This window comes from Paenibacillus sp. N3/727, assembly GCF_022637315.1.
Taxonomy (GTDB): Bacteria; Bacillota; Bacilli; order Paenibacillales; family Paenibacillaceae; genus Paenibacillus_AQ; species Paenibacillus_AQ uliginis.
Genome location: NZ_CP093336.1, coordinates 918,597 through 934,852, shown reverse-complemented (window position 1 = coordinate 934,852; position 16,256 = coordinate 918,597). Strand labels below are relative to the sequence as shown.

At 49.1% G+C, this 16,256-nt stretch carries 14 protein-coding genes; 2 read left to right on the top strand and 12 right to left on the bottom strand.

Annotated features, from left to right (window positions below; all coding sequences use genetic code 11):
* Nucleotides 1-186: 186 nt before the first annotated feature.
* The 5 genes from MNQ98_RS04185 to MNQ98_RS04165 all read right to left on the bottom strand — a co-directional run bounded on the left by MNQ98_RS04185 (nucleotide 187) and on the right by MNQ98_RS04165 (nucleotide 6,858).
* Nucleotides 187-612 (bottom strand): GNAT family N-acetyltransferase, encoded by a 426-nt coding sequence (locus MNQ98_RS04185; RefSeq protein ID WP_208915827.1) that lies wholly within the window; start codon nucleotides 610-612, stop codon nucleotides 187-189.
* A 330-nt stretch (nucleotides 613-942) separates the two neighbouring features.
* Nucleotides 943-2,094 (bottom strand): efflux RND transporter periplasmic adaptor subunit, encoded by a 1,152-nt coding sequence (locus MNQ98_RS04180; RefSeq protein WP_241932051.1) that lies wholly within the window; start codon nucleotides 2,092-2,094, stop codon nucleotides 943-945.
* Between the two features lie 36 nt (nucleotides 2,095-2,130).
* A complete protein-coding gene (locus MNQ98_RS04175; protein WP_241932050.1) occupies nucleotides 2,131-3,501 on the bottom strand; it encodes an ABC transporter permease in 1,371 nt (456 codons plus the stop codon).
* Complete coding sequence (locus tag MNQ98_RS04170; RefSeq protein WP_241933843.1) at nucleotides 3,498-4,265, bottom strand: ABC transporter ATP-binding protein; 768 nt, start codon at nucleotides 4,263-4,265, stop codon at nucleotides 3,498-3,500. Before MNQ98_RS04170 ends, MNQ98_RS04175 begins: the two co-directional genes overlap by 4 nt.
* A 28-nt stretch (nucleotides 4,266-4,293) precedes the next feature.
* A complete protein-coding gene (locus tag MNQ98_RS04165) occupies nucleotides 4,294-6,858 on the bottom strand; it encodes a hypothetical protein (RefSeq protein ID WP_241932049.1) in 2,565 nt (854 codons plus the stop codon).
* A gap of 339 nt (nucleotides 6,859-7,197) precedes the next feature.
* Here MNQ98_RS04165 and MNQ98_RS04160 point away from each other — a divergent pair, with 339 nt between their 5' ends.
* The gene (locus MNQ98_RS04160; RefSeq protein ID WP_208915830.1) at nucleotides 7,198-7,806 is read left to right on the top strand and encodes a superoxide dismutase; all 609 of its coding nucleotides are present in this window, start codon (nucleotides 7,198-7,200) and stop codon (nucleotides 7,804-7,806) included.
* A gap of 437 nt (nucleotides 7,807-8,243) precedes the next feature.
* Entirely contained in the window at nucleotides 8,244-9,290 is a 1,047-nt protein-coding gene (locus tag MNQ98_RS04155) for a LacI family DNA-binding transcriptional regulator (protein ID WP_241932048.1), read from the top strand.
* A gap of 71 nt (nucleotides 9,291-9,361) precedes the next feature.
* On the opposite strand, the gene MNQ98_RS04150 is transcribed toward MNQ98_RS04155, so the two are convergent.
* The 7 genes from MNQ98_RS04150 to MNQ98_RS04120 all read right to left on the bottom strand — a co-directional run bounded on the left by MNQ98_RS04150 (nucleotide 9,362) and on the right by MNQ98_RS04120 (nucleotide 16,134).
* Nucleotides 9,362-10,069 carry an MgtC/SapB family protein gene (locus MNQ98_RS04150; RefSeq protein WP_241932047.1) on the bottom strand — a complete coding sequence of 236 codons (708 nt, stop codon included), beginning with the start codon at nucleotides 10,067-10,069 and terminating at the stop codon, nucleotides 9,362-9,364.
* Between the two features lie 82 nt (nucleotides 10,070-10,151).
* Entirely contained in the window at nucleotides 10,152-10,994 is an 843-nt protein-coding gene (locus tag MNQ98_RS04145) for a sugar ABC transporter permease (protein ID WP_241932046.1), read from the bottom strand.
* Complete coding sequence (locus tag MNQ98_RS04140) at nucleotides 10,994-12,295, bottom strand: carbohydrate ABC transporter permease (protein ID WP_277883727.1); 1,302 nt, start codon at nucleotides 12,293-12,295, stop codon at nucleotides 10,994-10,996. Before MNQ98_RS04140 ends, MNQ98_RS04145 begins: the two co-directional genes overlap by 1 nt.
* 87 nt (nucleotides 12,296-12,382) lie before the next feature.
* Nucleotides 12,383-13,669, bottom strand: coding sequence for an extracellular solute-binding protein (locus MNQ98_RS04135; RefSeq protein WP_241932045.1), 1,287 nt, complete (start codon nucleotides 13,667-13,669; stop codon nucleotides 12,383-12,385).
* 33 nt (nucleotides 13,670-13,702) lie between these two features.
* The gene (locus MNQ98_RS04130; protein WP_241932044.1) at nucleotides 13,703-14,326 is read right to left on the bottom strand and encodes a histidine phosphatase family protein; all 624 of its coding nucleotides are present in this window, start codon (nucleotides 14,324-14,326) and stop codon (nucleotides 13,703-13,705) included.
* A 29-nt stretch (nucleotides 14,327-14,355) separates the two neighbouring features.
* A complete protein-coding gene (locus MNQ98_RS04125) occupies nucleotides 14,356-15,006 on the bottom strand; it encodes a histidine phosphatase family protein (protein WP_241932043.1) in 651 nt (216 codons plus the stop codon).
* A gap of 93 nt (nucleotides 15,007-15,099) precedes the next feature.
* Nucleotides 15,100-16,134, bottom strand: coding sequence for a LacI family DNA-binding transcriptional regulator (locus tag MNQ98_RS04120; RefSeq protein WP_241932042.1), 1,035 nt, complete (start codon nucleotides 16,132-16,134; stop codon nucleotides 15,100-15,102).
* Nucleotides 16,135-16,256: the final 122 nt, after the last annotated feature.

Genomic DNA, 16,256 nt, shown 5'->3' with positions numbered 1-16,256 from the left:
TCTTTACTATCAAGTTAGCCTCCACTTGGAGACCGCTATATAAATTGGTACATTAATAGAAAAGCATATCTCTCTCCCATTTGCAACGGTCGATAGATATGCTTCATATAGAAATAAATGTCGTTTCCCGCTTTTACGCGTCCATTTGGACACATGTCGTGAAACCAGTTTAATCCGATCTGACCATTACGGCTGAGCTACTATGCTCAGCTTCTGGAAGGCTGTCAGGATTTTATTTGCGCCGTATCCCATCGCTTCATACAACGGCATCGCAGCTGCATTATGTTCATCACCGGCAACGAGAATCCGGCTGACCTTACGGGATTGGAACCGCTGTTCCATAGCCTCGACAAGGGCCTTTCCAATTCCTTGTCTACGGTAATCGGGATGAATGGCAATGCGGTAATAACACCCACTATTGCGTTCGATGGTCCCAATCAAGGCACCAACAATTTCGCCATCTTCTTCTGCTACCATAATCAGGTCTGAATCCCAGGCAAGCTGTCTGGAAAAAGGTTCCATCGTATTTTCGTAGCATTCTTCCGACAAAGCAATCTGTAAAAGCTCAGTTACTTGGTTACAGTCACTCAACTGAAAGGAACGAACATGCATCTCAAAATCTCCCTTTTCGTTAGCATGATGCGGTTTACGCGGCTTACAATTAAGTATTCCGTTGATGCAAACCTAACATTAATAATTACTACAAAAAATGCGAAAATCCTGCGTTCTTGTCCATTAAACCACATATTACTCCAGAATTCACGAGTTTTCTTTTGAAAACGCTTTATATGAAGCGGTTACATTTAATCGCTGGCTAAATTTCTATCTTTGTCCTTCAAATCAAAAAAATGGATTCGTATCCCGGACTCACTTTATAAAAAAAACAGCACCCTTCCGGCTAAATACCGAGAAGAGCGCTGCTCTTTAAGATAGAATCTTCTTTTACTGCAGGACCACTGAATCGCCGGCCTTAAGTCCTGATAAAACTTCTGTTTTGTCCAGCGTTACCATACCGATCTTAATATCCTGCCGCTCAATTTGACCATTTCCCTTGTCCACCATAACGTACGATTCGCCGCCTTCAGTCATAACAGCAAGCTTCGGAACAACAATGGCTTTATCCTTCTGTTCACTTACAATCTCACCGTTGAGCGTCAACCCACCGATTAAGCGGTCATTTTTAGGTAGCGAGATGATAACCTTAAACTGTGGTGTCTGGGAAGTTTGCTTCTCCTGGGTGACCGCCTCAGCGAATTTTGCCACTTCCACCACTTTTCCCTTTAGGCGCAGGTCCTTAATGGAAGGCATCTTCACCTCGACAGCCATGCCCGGTTTAATGCTGAATACATCATTTTCATCTACATATGCCACAAAGCGCAGAGAGTTTAAATCAACTATTTTTCCGATATATTGATTCGCTGTCACCGATTGCGGCTGCGGCTTTTGCGTGCTGTCGAACAGAAAAATCCCTGAATCCGGTGATCTGTACGTAGACAGATTCAATTTGTCATGCAAGTCAGCCATCGCCTGACGTTCAATAATGTCGTTTACTTCTTCCAGCTGACTGCTCAGCTGCGCATTTTCCTGCTCGGTTAACGTCTTAAGTTGCTCGGCTAACGCCTTAAGTCGTTCGGCTTCCGTAGCTCCAAGTGGGGCATTGTCCAAACCCTGATTCAAAATGAACTCCTCTAGTTCCTGCTCCTTCTTCTTCTTCTCCTGCTCCTGCTTCTTCTTCTCCTGCTCCAACTTCCGCTTCTTCTGCTCTGCTTCCTTCTGTTGAAGCTGCTGGCGCAGCTCTTTTTGCTCCAGGTTAAAGAGAATGTCCCCTTTCTTGATCTGTTGGCCGTTCACTACTTTCCAGGATGACACCTTCGCTTCAAAAGGTGTGTATACATTCGTTTCCCGTCCATACTCGGACCTGCCCTTGACCTGAACGGTCGACATGATGGTTTCCTCGGTTACAGGAAATGAAATGACCTGCGGCGCTTCCATCATGGGATCGACAGGTGCTGCCGGCTTCATCTTTCCATATCCCCAATAGCCCACGAAGGCCAGAACAGCGACAAGCACCGTCCATTTTATGATCTTCTTCATGCTCCTTAGCTCCCTTTCCGATGCTAATTCATAATCCTAATCCCGCTTAATCGCGAGCAATGCATTGGTTCTTGCGGCGCTGATCGCCGGATAAATACCTGACATGACCCCTGTCATCACAGCGAATGCAATTCCAATGGGCAGCGTGTCCAGTGTAACTATAACCTGCAGCCCCGACATGCCTGCAGAAGCTGTAATGAATGAATTCAGCCCGGTGACAATCAAATTAGCGAATACGATACCAAGCAGACCGCCCAAAAACCCAAGCAAACTGGCTTCAACAATGAACATGTTGCGGATCTGCGGCATATTGGCCCCGAGCACTTTCATAATGCCGATTTGCCGTCGACGCTGATGCGTAGACATCGTCATGGCAACAATAATAGATATGGAGGCCAATAACAGAATGAATACACCAACGCCCAGTGCGATCGCCTTAAATGTGTTCATTTGAGAGGCAATCTGATCGCGCATCATCAAATTGTCACTCGCGTTGAGCGAAAGCTTTTGAATCAATTCTTCCAGCGGCTTAATGCTTTCGAGATCATCCACTTTAATCGTAAGGGAATCGTATACCCGCTGTTTCGGAGCCGTGCCTCCCTGTGGACTTAGGCTGTTGCTAAGCCATTCCGCGGTTTCAAAAGATACATATGCCTGACGATCATAAAAAGCAAATTGAGCATTTTCTCCCACGGGGACATCGAGCACGCCCCCTACATAAAGCTGCGGGCTGAGTACTGTCTTTTCGTTCTCCCATCGCTCCATTTGAATGTTTTTGCCGTACATATCCGAAACCATGCTTTCATACATTTGCCATTCTTCCCACAGCTTCGGGTTTTCGGGATCTGTACTCATCATTTGGTTCAATCGTTCACTTGTCTGCTTATCGATCCACCCTGTTGTGGCTCCATAGTTGAACACAACGGCACCAAGCTGCTCCAAAGGGCCACCCTGTTTAAACTTATTCCCCTGTTCTTTAAGCTGCGAGAGATCCATGGCGACAAGAGACAGGTTTTGGTTAACTAAATTATCTGACGATATGGACCTAAAGTTTCCGACCCGTTTAGTAGCTATCGCGGATTTAACATGATCAAAGCCTTTAATCACTTCAAGCTTATCGTCTGTAAGCAAGCCGCGGTCCCATCCGGCGGATTCGCCCGATCCACTGGCACCGCCACCGCCACCGCCACCGCCACCGCCCGAGCTTTGGGGGGTAACATTAATTTCGTCAAGCTTCAGGCTCCCTATAATCTCTTTCTCCAAATAGCTCTGAGCGGAGTTACCGAGGCTAAGGGCAACAATAATCGCCGCACAGCCGATGGAAATACCGGTCATGCATAAGGCAGTAACTACTTTACGGCGCTTAATCTGACCCCATGCCAGCCGCATACTGTCTGCAAGTCTCACTTGCCATCGCCTCCCTCATCCGCGCAGGCCGGGGCACCGGACAAAACCGGGACAGAATACATCGCCTTATCAACTGTTTTGGGGGCCTGATAGTCCTCCGGCTGCACCAAAAAACCGTCACGGAGCATGATCGTTTTTTTCATCTGCGCGGCGACTTCCATCTCATGGGTTACGATGACAAAGGTCGTGTTCATCGATTGGTTGAGGTTCATCATGATACTGATAATTTCCTCTTCTGTTTTAGTATCCAAGTTGCCTGTCGGCTCGTCCGCAAAAATAACGGAAGGCTCAGTGATCAGCGAACGCGCAATACTAACACGCTGCTGCTGTCCGCCGGACAGCTGGGCCGGATACATTCCGGACTTATCGCCAATCCCCGTCATTTCAAGAAGCTCCATCGCTTTCTTGCGGCGTTTAGACGGTGAAACGGACTGAAACACAAGCGGAAGCTCTACGTTTTCCCGAATCGTTAATGTAGGAATGAGTTCATATGCCTGAAAAATAAATCCGATGTGCTTGCGCCGAAATACTGCGAGCTTGTTTTCCCCAAATTTAACAATATCCTGATCAGCAATATAAATATGGCCTTCTGTCGGCTTCATCAGCCCTGCCATCAGATTGAGCAGAGTGGACTTGCCCGATCCGGAGCTCCCGAGAAGAGCAATCATCTCTCCTTTTTGGACTTCAAACTGAATGTTATGAAGCACCTGCAGCACTTCATTGCCGTTTTTGAAGCTATGCGATACATTTTCCAAACGCAGCATGTTCGCGTTTCCTTTCTGGTCCTTGATTTTACCTATCTTCATACGGATCCTCGTTCAGCTGCACCTTCAGACCATAACTTTGGCTGCCAAGCGTAATCCGTTCATTCTGGAATTCATCCACCAGTGTCAACTTAAATCCGCCGCTTCTGAGCTTCTTATATAACTCATCAGTCAGTTCAAAAGAAGCAGACCGCGTGCCTGGAACCTGAATGTCTGTGCCCGGCGTAAGCGTGCGCTCCTGTGTATTTCCTAGCTGGTCCGTGATGATTAAAATCAGCTTGTGACCGGCATCAGCCGCCGTAATGCTCTCACTGCGCTTCACGTCAAAAGTGACCTTCAGCGAAATCGTAGAACTGCCTTCCTGAAGATGACCCACCGCGTTAGTAACCGAAACCTTGTAAGGGAACCAATCTAACTGGGTTAGTCCCGAGCTTACGGCCGGTCTCACCGGATTCAGCTGCAGCTTCTTCACAGCCAGGACACCGGTTATGTCTTTGCCCGTTTCAGCAAGCTTCCCTCCAGACATCGCAGTACCCACAGCAAGACTTATATCGCTTGCTGCGCCCTTCGGCACCCTTGCCCAAAAGACAACCGATTGCTTGGCACCGGGTTGAAGCGCGGTTTCCGGCTGTACGGTATCGGCTTCATAAATGTTTCCGTCTGTGCTTTGGAAATATCCTTTCAGCCGCGCGGCCTGCACCCGGCGCTGCTCGCCGCTTGTGAGCGTTAACTCGGTGTAAATAATATCTGAGTCCGTGCCATCATATATGACTGTCCGCCGTTCTTGGGCATCCGCCCGTTTACCCGGGGTCTTGATGGAATAAGACTTTCCTTTTTCCAAAGCCTCGATCGACCGCATGGTTCCTGATGTGGTCAGAGTAAGGAAAGGCGATTTGGCCGTGTCTTTTTGGGTAAACAGCTCAAAGCGAAGTGAACGAATATTTTTGGTATACGGAATCCGTGTCATGACATACACCTCGGCCGATCCCCCAGGGGCAATCAAGGAGCCCTGCTCGTCCGCAATAACCTCGGAGCCAGCCAAAACCGTTCTTTCATCCGCTTTTACATTCACTTTCAATTCAGGCAGCAGCGATGAGTTCGAGTCATGTGTATTACGCAGACGCAGTTTGGCAACAATGAGATCTGTATCCTGCCAAGGCAGGCGCTGCATGGATTCCACGGTGTATGCAAACCCGTTTGCTGTCTGCGCGTCGTATTCCACGCCGATGGATGCTTTATGTTCCTCTTGGTAAGACAGGCTGAAGTATGCAATCGGCACAATCATTCTTCCGGAGTTGTCGGTAGCAGTTGTCGTGCTTCCAGATTCATCTGAATCGGCAGGCGGTTTGGCCGGAAGATCGGAGCCAGACGATTCAATCATTTGCAGCTTTAACCGATCCTGCTTCAGATTGAGTGGAAGTGAAATTTCCATTGAAATCGTTTTTTCTTCCTTAGGCCGGAGTGTTATCGCTGCTGTTTTATCAGCGGGGACGTAAGGATGGAAGGAACCTTCAGAAGCTTTAATTGCATACTCGTAGGCAGGTACCTGGGCCGGTTTATTTCCCTTATTTTTAAAAGCTATTTCAATATTCCATACGGCCTGATCATCGGATGCCCGTAGAGTAGCCTTACGGACTCTAGCGTCAACACGATTCCCTTGGAGTGTCAACGTTTTAACCGATCCCGGAGCTATATCCCATGTGGGAGCTGTGGCGGCAGGAAGCTTGAATGCTGCGACTGGCAGAGCTAGCTTTAGTGTCTCGTCGTTTTCCGTCCACTGAAAGCGCAGATCCGTTGTTTTAAGATATGAAGGAATTTCAGTTATGTAATAAACGAGCTTCTTTTCTTTCGGTTGAACTGGTGATCCATCTTTTCCGGCTTCCCGTTGAAGAAGAAAAGATGTGCCGCTTCCTGTCACCAAATACGGATTGTAACTGCTATCTGTCCATGCCATTCCACCGCGATTTGTAATGTACATGCCGACTTTAGCCATTACTTTGCCGTTATACTTAATGATCTGCAGAGACTCTGTCTGAACGGTAACCGGTGTTCCGCCCAGCTTCAGCATAGTGCTCGTCCCGGGTGCCACAGCGGGTGAATAGTTTGTCGGTAATTTATACGCTCCTACACGCTGCAGATAGCCTTTGACTTTCGGATTCCATACATCCATAGCCACCTTCATGCCGGATAAGGAGCTTGTACTAATCTTGGCATAGTAGGTCACGCTTAAACTTTGGCCGGGTTCAACCCCTTTTTTAGTGATGTCGCGGGTAACCGGATTTGCTGCGGTCACAGAACCGTCGGGCAGCACCACTCTAGGAAAATAAGTTACAAGCCGTGCTGTGCTTTTGCCCTTATTTTTATAATTCAGCGTAAAGACAGCCACATGGCTGCCGTTCTGCTGCCAGACATCTGCATGCTCTAGAGCTGCAGAGACACTGTTACCGAGCCCTATGTTCCCGATCGGAGTTAACGTTTTCTTTGCCGAGACCGGCACGGTTTGCGTCTTTCCGGCTGCCGCATCGGCTTGCGGTGAAGCAGCCAACATCGCGCCTAGCAAAATGGCTGTCACTTTGACCATTTTAGTATTCATTTATAGAAATACTCCCTTCAGATCCGCCATATCCACTCTCCAAGTTTCATGGTCAGGTTAATGGATTTGTTTACGGTTATACATGTAACGAAAGGTTTCGTCATAAAGTTTGCGTGTTATATGTATCGAAAGATGTCTTTATACAAGTTTTTGTGTTAAAAACGGGTTCACCTCCGACTTTTCAAACATAAAAGTTGATTTAATCCCCCCGAACGGTTTAATATATGTATGTAGCCGAATTACATATTTTATTTCTCCGGGTGATAAAGGCTTCCAGATCTAGGAAGGCCCTTTAATCATAACCAAAAAAAAACTATATTTACAGGAGGTATTTTCATTATGGCATTTCAATTACCACAGCTTCCTTACGCAAACAACGCGCTCGAGCCTCACATCGACGCACAGACGATGGAGATTCACCATGATCGCCACCATAACACCTATGTTACCAATTTGAATGCAGCGCTTGAGAACGCTCCTGAATTTGCGAACAAATCGCTGGAAGAACTCATCAGTAACCTTGACGCTATTCCAGAGAGCATCCGCACTGCTGTTCGCAACAACGGCGGCGGCCATGCAAACCACTCCCTCTTCTGGGAAATTATCGGACCAAACGGCGGCGGCAATCCTACCGGCGCTTTGGCTGAAGCGATCGACAGCGAGCTTGGCGGCTTCGATAAGTTCAAAGAAGACTTCGCAAAAGCAGCTACTACCCGCTTCGGAAGCGGTTGGGCATGGCTCGTGTTGAAAGACGGCAAACTGGCTGTAACCAGCACTCCTAACCAAGACAGCCCGATCATGGAAGGTCAAACTCCTCTCCTTGGATTGGACGTTTGGGAGCATGCTTACTACCTGAAATATCAAAACAAACGCCCAGATTACATCTCCGCTTTCTGGAATGTTGTAAACTGGGAAGAAGTTGGCAAACGCTACGACAACGCGAAGTAATTGCCGCTAAAAACCACATACAAGTTGAAACGCTATCGTTCTTCTCTATGAACGATAGCGTTTTTTTTGCGAAAAATATAAGCCAAGTCGCATCAACCCGGATAGCGGCACCAAAAAGTTGGAATAAAAGTTTGACCATCTTTGATTTTTAACTGGAAATCAGATATGATAAAGATACGATTCTTGTCCTTCGCAATGCATGCATATCGTGTTTAAAGGGCCATTTTGATTATCGATAGAGTGCTTCGCAGCTAAGTTATTCCGTCACCGTGATATAAACTCATTGTATCAACAAGCTGCTCGTATTGACCTGCTCATACGGCGGCTTTTTATTTGTCCCCATGTTGAATTACCGGACGTTTTCGTCGTATTATAAAATGATGAGCCAAAAAGAGGCAATGCGATTATTATGATTCCGTAGAAGAGGAGGCGGGGACTTGCCAACGGTAAGAGATATAGCACGTGCAGCGGGTGTATCGCCGGCGACCGTATCGCGGGTTCTTACGGACAAAGGAAACACATCCTCCGAAGTGAATGAAAAAGTAGAGAAAGCGATACGGGAGCTCGGGTATGTGCACAACCCCAAGGCGAAGCCGAACGCTCCAGGCGGCGAATCCCGCACCATCTGCTATACAATCGCACGTGAACCTAGCGAAATTTTCGGGAATCCGTACTATTCCAATGTGCTCCTTGGTTTATCCAACGCTACTCAAAAATACGGATATGAATTGCAGATTTCCGCCTTTCGCTCTGTCGATCAACAAATCGAGAAATGCTTGGCGCTATACCGGAACAAAAGAGTGAATGGCTTTATTTTATCCGGCGTCATGTCGGCGGACAAAAGCTCGCTGATTCAAAGCCTGCAGCAGCATTCCATTCCATTCGTCATGATCGGGCGCAGTCTGCAGCACAATGTTTTTTGCATTCATAGCGATAATTTCCGGGATGGGTATGTCACGGCCCAGCATTTGCTGGACGAGGGGTACCGGCGTATCGTGTTCCTGACCGAGAGTCTGGACGTCGATGTCGTACGCGACCGGATCGCAGGGTACAAGCAAGCGCTGCACAGCAACGGCCTAGTGGCGGGAGACGACGACGTCGTCTTGTGCGGCTCGAAGGAAGAGGACATGATTGCCGCTCTGGACGAATACAGCTCCGGAGGCAGAGCATTCGACGCGATTATCGCCGCTGACAGCGTGTTGGCGCTCGGTGTATTGAAGTATTGCCGGGAGCGCGATTTGCGCGTTCCGGAAGATGTCGGCATCATCGGCTTCAACGATGCCGCCTTTCTGAGCAAAATCTCCCCAGCGATCAGCTGCACGACCATTCGAGGGGAGCATCTCGGTCTAGAAGCGCTGGAGATGCTCATCGAGCTGATGGACGATCCTGAGCGTATTAATAAGAACAAGACGGTAACGCTGCCTTCCGAGCTTATCGTGCGCCAATCGACACAACGGACAAGACATTCCTCATCCCATACATGAAGTAAGAGAGGGCGGATATTCCGCCCTCTCTCTCATTCCCGGCTTCAATTCAATTCCCTTTCATCCAAGTGTTACTCTATTTTTACAGCAGTCACGCCCGGTATCGCCTTCAAGAGCTCAACTAGATCGCTTATCAGCTTTTTTTTCGGCATCACAATTGTGATCATCATCTGCAGCGGTGGAGCTGCCTCTTCCATCGGTTCCGGCGACTCCGCATCGGCCACGTTCATGTTCCGGATCTCCACCTGCTCCGCAATCAGTTGCTTCGAAATCATGCCCAGCGTATCCGGGCCTCCGGAACAGGTTACTTCTACCAACAGCGCCTTATTTGCTACCAGATAACGAAGCTCGATTTTGTTCAGCACCTGCAAGGAGACGAACACGAGCCCGCAGGTTAAAATGGCCGGGAGATAAAATCCTGCGCCTACCGCAAGTCCTATCGCGGCCATTACCCAGAGCGTAGCGGCCGTAGTCAGTCCTTTGACGGACATGCCTGTTCGAATAATCGTCCCCGCGCCGAGGAAGCCAATGCCGCTGATGACCTGTGCCGCCAGACGGGCCGGATCAATCCGAACATTCGGCTCATCGACGAAGGCGTTGAAGCCATAAATGGACAGCAGCATAATGAGCGAAGAGCCGATGCATACCAAAATATTGGTGCGGAATCCGGCAGCATGCTGATTCATCTCCCGCTCGAAGCCGATAATGCCTCCAAGCACAAGCGCAAGAAGCAATCGCAGACATATACTTGCCGTGTCCAACGTCCAAGGGCTTGTCACCGTATCTCCCCCTCTCGTCACTACTGTTCTAATCTAATTTGCACATATAAACTCCCACAGGTTCTAACTCTAGCTCGCTTCCCTATGTTTTCGTTGCCCCCGCAGTCAGCCCGGAAATAAGGAAACGCTGCAGGAACAGGAACACCACGGCAATCGGAATGGCGATAAGCATCGATCCCGCTGCGAACCGAGTGAAATTGTTGCTGAATTCCTGATTGACCAGGTTGAACAAGCCGACGGCGAGTGTATAGTTCTCCGAGCTTCGAATGACGATCCGCGGCAGCAGGAAGTCCATGAACGGCGTCATAAAATTGAACAAGGCAACCACGGCCAGAATCGGCTTCGCCAGCGGCAAAATAATCTGGAAGAAAATCCGGAAATGGCCCGCTCCGTCAATCTTGGCCGACTCGTCCAAATCCCGCGGGATCGTGTCGAAATAGCCTTTGATCAAAAACGCGTGCATTGGAATGGAGGATCCGACGTAGACCAGAATCAAGCCAGCCAGCGTATCCAGCAGTCCTAAGAGGTTGAGCAAAATATAAATCGCGACCATCCCCATCAATACAGGGAACATCTTGATCAGCAGAAGCGCGTACAGACCGTTCTTGCGCCCTCTGAAGTTATAACGCGAGAACGCATACGCCAGGAACGTCGTCACGATAAGCGACAGCACCGTCTTCCAGCTGGCGACAATCAGCGTATTTTTGTACCACAGCGCATATTGACTGTCCGGACTGGAGAACAACCAGGAGTAATGCTCCGTCGACCAGTTCTCCGGAATTATTTTTGCACTGTATAAACTGGTCCCCGGATTTAGCGAGACGCCCATAGCCCATACTAGCGGATACGCAATCACGACGAACATGAACAAAATGAACGCGTAAATGCCGGTGAGCTCCAATCTTGATTTCCATCTCGTACTCATTAGATGTTGCCCCCTTCCTTGAACGATCGGGTTCTCCTGAATTGGAAAAAGGCGACGGTTGCCACAATCAGACCCAGAATAATGGAAATGACGGCTGCCATATTGTAGTTCAACGTTTCAAAGGTTAGCTTGTACACCCATGAAATGACGATATCCGTCGACCCTGCCGTCTGGCCGCGCACCGGCGGACCGCCTTGGTTGAACAAGTAAATCAAGTTGAAGTTATTGAAATTGCCCGTATATTGCATAATGAGCAGCGGAGCTGTCGCGAACAGGACATGTGGGAGCGTAATGAAGCGGAATCTTTGCCACTTGCTCGCTCCGTCAACCTCCGCCGCCTCGTACCAGTCGCCTGATATACTTTGGAGCACCCCCGTGAACAAGGCGAACACAAAGCTGAAGCCCAGCCAAACTTGAATAATAATAATGGCTACCTTCGTCCATAGCGGATCGGACATCCACGGAATGGACAAGCCTAACGGGCCCAATATTTGCCGGTTCACCGCGCCGAATTGATCATTGAACATCGCGGCAAACACGAGGATGGATACGAATGAAGGAACGGCCCATGGCAGAATGAGCATCGTCCGAATGAATTTTTTGAATTTGACGCGCTTGTCGTTCACGATCACCGCCAAAAACAAGGCGAGCGCAATCTGCAGCGTCGACGCGACAAACGTCCATACGAGCGTCCACGACAGCACGGAGAAGAACGTATTGCGCCAAATCGGAATGGAAAAAATATTTTTGAAATTTTCAAACCCTACCCAATCCAGCAAATGACGGGGTGGCGAATTATAAATGTTGTAATTTGTAAATGCCAAGGAGACCATGAACAATAGCGGCAAAATAAGCACGAACGTAACCATGAAGATGCCGGGCCCGACGAATAGATATGGAACCCCTTTATCCCATGCCTGCTTATAGCCTTCGCGGATCGTCGTTACCTTCCAGCCTTCGCGGATTTTCTGAGCGTCATTGCGCGCATCTGTCAGGTTAATCCAGTAGAAAACAACAAAGAAAATGGTCAATATGATCGAAATAATGCCTTGAATGAGCAAGGAACGTGAGTCGTCTACACCTTGCAACGTGCCCAGCGTCCAAAGCCCCCAATACCCGATGTTCAAAAAATCAGCGAAAACGAAAAAGAAAGATAAAAATAAAATAAAAAATAATGAACCCTTTATATATCTCCGGTTATACAGTTGCCCAAGCCCCGGAATACCGGACATCAGCATCGCCAACTTTGGGTTATGCGAACTGGTTTTCGGCTTGTCGGTTCGTGTCTGCGGTTCTCCCAATCTAATCAAGCCTCCTCGTTGACATCCGCAATGCAACGTCAAGTGGATTGGGGTGCGAAACCCGCACCCCAATCCGATCATCATTCCTTATTTATTGGCGTTGTTGATCGCGATTTGTTCTTTGATTTGGACGACTGCTTCATCCAGCACCTCTTTGGTGTCCTGACCTTTTGCCAGGAACACGAGCGCATTTTTCATCGGTTCCCATGTCTGGGAGATTTCCGGATTATTCGGTGTTGGTGTAGCGAATTTGGACTGCTCCGCCACAGCCGAGAAGTAAGGGTGCTTCGTAATGAGATCGCTTTCCAAAATCCCAGGACGCGCTGGAATTTCTCCTGCCGTTTCGAAATGGCTCGCGCCGTTCTCGTCATTGGTAATGAACAGAGCTAACTCGGTCGCCCATTCCTTATTTTTAGAGAATGGGGACAGCACCAGTCCTTTGACACCCAGGAAGGAAGGCGGACGTTTACCGTTAGCAAGCTTCGGCAGCGGCATGGCACCCAACTTATCTCCAAGCACCGATTCATAATTTTTGATCGATGATGGCACCGAGACGACGGCACCAACCTTTCCTTCTTTGAACAAGCCGTCGATCACGTCACCATTAATCGATTCCGGAATAAGCCCCTTTTCGAACCATGATTTGATCAGATTTGCGCCTTGGACAGCGCCTTCATTATTCAGGCCGATATCGTCCACGTTATAGCCTGTATCTTTGTCATATCCGAAAATATAACCGCCATTGCCCTGCAGGAACATGTTGGCGTAATAGAAATTCGTAGCATCGAACAATAATCCATATTCATCCTTCGATACATCGGTGAACTCCAAAGCGAATTTCTCCAGTTCTTCCCATGTTTCCGGCGCCTTCGGCATAAGCTCCTTGTTGTAGAACAAGGCTGTCGTCTCGATAACCATTGGCAGGTTATATATTTCGCCGTTAATGGTTACAGCCTGGATCGCCTCAGGCGAATACTCGCTAATCTGCTCTTCGCTGATCTGGAACGGCTCGGCCAGCCCTTGCAGCACGTTGCGGCCCATGGAATTATGGGTGGCGCTCCACAGATCAGGCCCGCGATCGGCCGGTCCATCGAGTGAGAACGCTTTCGCTTGTTCGCGCGGGTTGAACGGAATGACTTCCACGTTAATGCCCGTCTTCTCGGTAAATTTTTTCGTAATGGCCCGCATTGAATTTAATTCAGGCTCATTTTCAGGTCCCCATATTTTCAGACGGTCCGGCTTCGGCGGCATCCCCCCTTCTTGTTGCTGGGCCGTATCCGGTTTGGCCTGTTCCGCATCACGCTTCGGCCCGCAGGCCGCAAGCGACAAAACGACGGTAAATGAGAGCAGCAGCAATAACATTTTCTTTGCCATACTTAAGTTCCCCCTTGAGTTTATGATTGAAATCTATTCGTATACGTGCGGACCAAGATGGTCTTTATGCAACGATGCACGCTCACATTGGCCTTGCGAACCGAGAACATAGTGCACAATCGCCGCATTATATACGGGATGAATGTCCCCAGGATTGACGATTTGCTTCAAATCCGAGGTCGACTGACCATGTCCGAATACTACAATATGCGCGTCGGTTCCGTAATAAGAGGTCAGCTTCGCATCAACAAATTTCTGGACGCGTTTGCGTACGATCGCATGATTCTCCGGCCAGGTCGGCCACCATTTTTGCTGCATATCCTGATATTCCACGAATTTCGTATGCGGGAAGTCCTCCACAATCTGCGAGCAGGCTTCCCAATCGTAATCCCGGTAGTCTTTCCATTCCTCATTGAAAATCTCGGACATTTCAGGAATTAGTACAATCCCTAGACCCTGGTCCTTAGCAAAAGGTGTCGCCGTCTGAATGACTCTGCGCAGCGGGCTGCAAAATATCACATCCAGTTTGATATCCTTAAAAAACAAAGGGATCTGCTCCGCCTGCCATCGTCCTACTTCCGACAAACTGCAGTTCGGCCCGCCTCCTTGTCCAATATTCATCGTCGATTGTGCATGGCGAATGACATATAAGTGCATAGATCATGTTCTCCTCTGTGTTGTTAGATTTATCCGCTCCGAAAGCTGCCGGCAGCCAAGCCTGCCCGTTCGTACTCCCCGATCCGTAGATGCCCCGTATCGTTCAACTTCAGCAGTTCGGTCTCTTCCTCACCAAAAACGATATGGTTTACCCCCGTATTTTCTTGAGGAAAACGGATATGTGCGGCTGATGGAATGCCGAGCGTTTCGCGGAGAAGATATTCATTAAAATTGCCGTGACAGAATACCGCAATCCGCTCCTCTCTGCACGCCCGGAGCTGCCGCAGCGCTTCCTGCGCGCGCCGCCCGACGGTCTCGGGGCGATCTCCCCCCAGGCATTCCCATCCATCCGTCTCCATCGTGTCCTCGAATATAGCTTCCGGGACGCTCTCCAATAATGACTGCTGGGAAAGACCGATAAATCGGCTGCCTTCTCTCACTTCATACAACGCTTTCATCACATGAATCGGCAGACCGAGTAGTCTTGCCAGCGGCTGCGCCGACTGCATCGCCCGAATCAATGGGCTGGCATAAATGGCACGGATGCCACGCTCCCGCAAATAGATCGCCACGCGAGCGGCTTGAGCATGGCCCTGCTCGGTCAGCGGCGAATCTGGCATATCCCGGTCCGGCTGCGTATTGCCGACTGATTGTCCATGCCGTACTAGAAATAACTCCATAATTGCTCCTTCGCTTGCCCTGTAATCTTTGAAACCACATGCAATCCGATCTGCGGGCCTGTCGCATTCCCGCAGATCTGTGCCTAAGTGCCTCTATCTGACCTGCAAGGAAGTTCTTGCGGTCGATTGACGAATCATTAGCTTAGATGGAAGCGTCACGTTTTTTTTGAGACTCATCGTCTGCGGTTCATTCATGATCTCGTTCAGCAAATGAAACGCTTCCGCCCCCAGGTTGGCCCCGTTCATCTCCACACAGCTTAATGTCGGGGATACCTTGACCAGATAAGGAGCGTCATTGAATCCGATAATTCCCACATCCTCCGGAACGCACAGACCGTTCAATTGGTAGAACTTTAATACACTAAGCGACATAACGCTGTCCATCGTGATAACGCTGTCAACGGCGAAGTTTTCATCAAAGAGACGCTGCAGCGCATCCATGATATCCTCTTCTTCCGGTCCCGCCTGCACGATACGCTCGGGGCTCGCGTCCAGTCCGGCTTGCTGTACTGCTTGGCTATAACCGGATATTCTCGCCGCGAAAACATCCAACTGCGTGTCCTGCGTCAATACAACGAGATTCCGGTATCCGGTGTCAATCAGATGCCGGGCGGCCATATATCCGTCCCGCATATTATCGTTATGGACGGAGAATACGTCATGGCGGAACGTGCGGCCGATAATGACGAACGGAATATGCTCCTCATGAAAGGTTCGCAGTAGCCGATCCTTGTCAGCCGACAAAATCCCGGTCAAGATGAACCCATCGACCTTGTTTTGCTTGTACAGCTGCAAGCATTTCTCGATCTGCCGATCGACGTTGTGGAACACCGCCAGCTGCAAGTCCATGCCATGCTGCTCAACAGCGCTCGATACCCCGTACAGCACGCTGTCAAAGAACGGGTTACCGAAGATATGCGTCGAGTTTCGGGCGATAGTCAAGCAAATGGTCCTGTTGCTGGCGATGAGAGGCCTGGCGCCTCCGGTGCGAACATAGTTCGTCTTCCGAATCGCCATCTGGACTCTTGCCCGGACGTCTTCCGAGGTATTGCCTTTATTCGATAACACTCTTGATACGGTTGCTGGAGATACGCCAGCCAATTTTGCGACATCCTTGATGTTGGCCACGAAATCCCCCCTGATACTACCTGAAACAACTTCTGAAACAAATGAAACGCGATTCATTCATATTAAACCACACTTCTTCTAGTTTGAAAAGATAAAATGTCGTTTTTGGGTTAAATTCTTAT

Excerpts from the sequence above, each read along its gene's own strand:
- MNQ98_RS04185 (WP_208915827.1), bottom strand. The coding sequence starts at position 612 with ATGCATGTTCGTTCCTTTCAGTTGAGTGACTGTAACCAAGTAACTGAG.
- MNQ98_RS04180 (WP_241932051.1), bottom strand. The coding sequence starts at position 2,094 with ATGAAGAAGATCATAAAATGGACGGTGCTTGTCGCTGTTCTGGCCTTC.
- MNQ98_RS04170 (WP_241933843.1), bottom strand. The coding sequence starts at position 4,265 with ATGCTGCGTTTGGAAAATGTATCGCATAGCTTCAAAAACGGCAATGAA.
- MNQ98_RS04165 (WP_241932049.1), bottom strand. The coding sequence starts at position 6,858 with ATGAATACTAAAATGGTCAAAGTGACAGCCATTTTGCTAGGCGCGATG.
- MNQ98_RS04160 (WP_208915830.1), top strand. The coding sequence starts at position 7,198 with ATGGCATTTCAATTACCACAGCTTCCTTACGCAAACAACGCGCTCGAG.
- MNQ98_RS04145 (WP_241932046.1), bottom strand. The coding sequence starts at position 10,994 with ATGAGTACGAGATGGAAATCAAGATTGGAGCTCACCGGCATTTACGCG.
- MNQ98_RS04135 (WP_241932045.1), bottom strand. The coding sequence starts at position 13,669 with ATGGCAAAGAAAATGTTATTGCTGCTGCTCTCATTTACCGTCGTTTTG.
- MNQ98_RS04130 (WP_241932044.1), bottom strand. The coding sequence starts at position 14,326 with ATGCACTTATATGTCATTCGCCATGCACAATCGACGATGAATATTGGA.
- MNQ98_RS04125 (WP_241932043.1), bottom strand. The coding sequence starts at position 15,006 with ATGGAGTTATTTCTAGTACGGCATGGACAATCAGTCGGCAATACGCAG.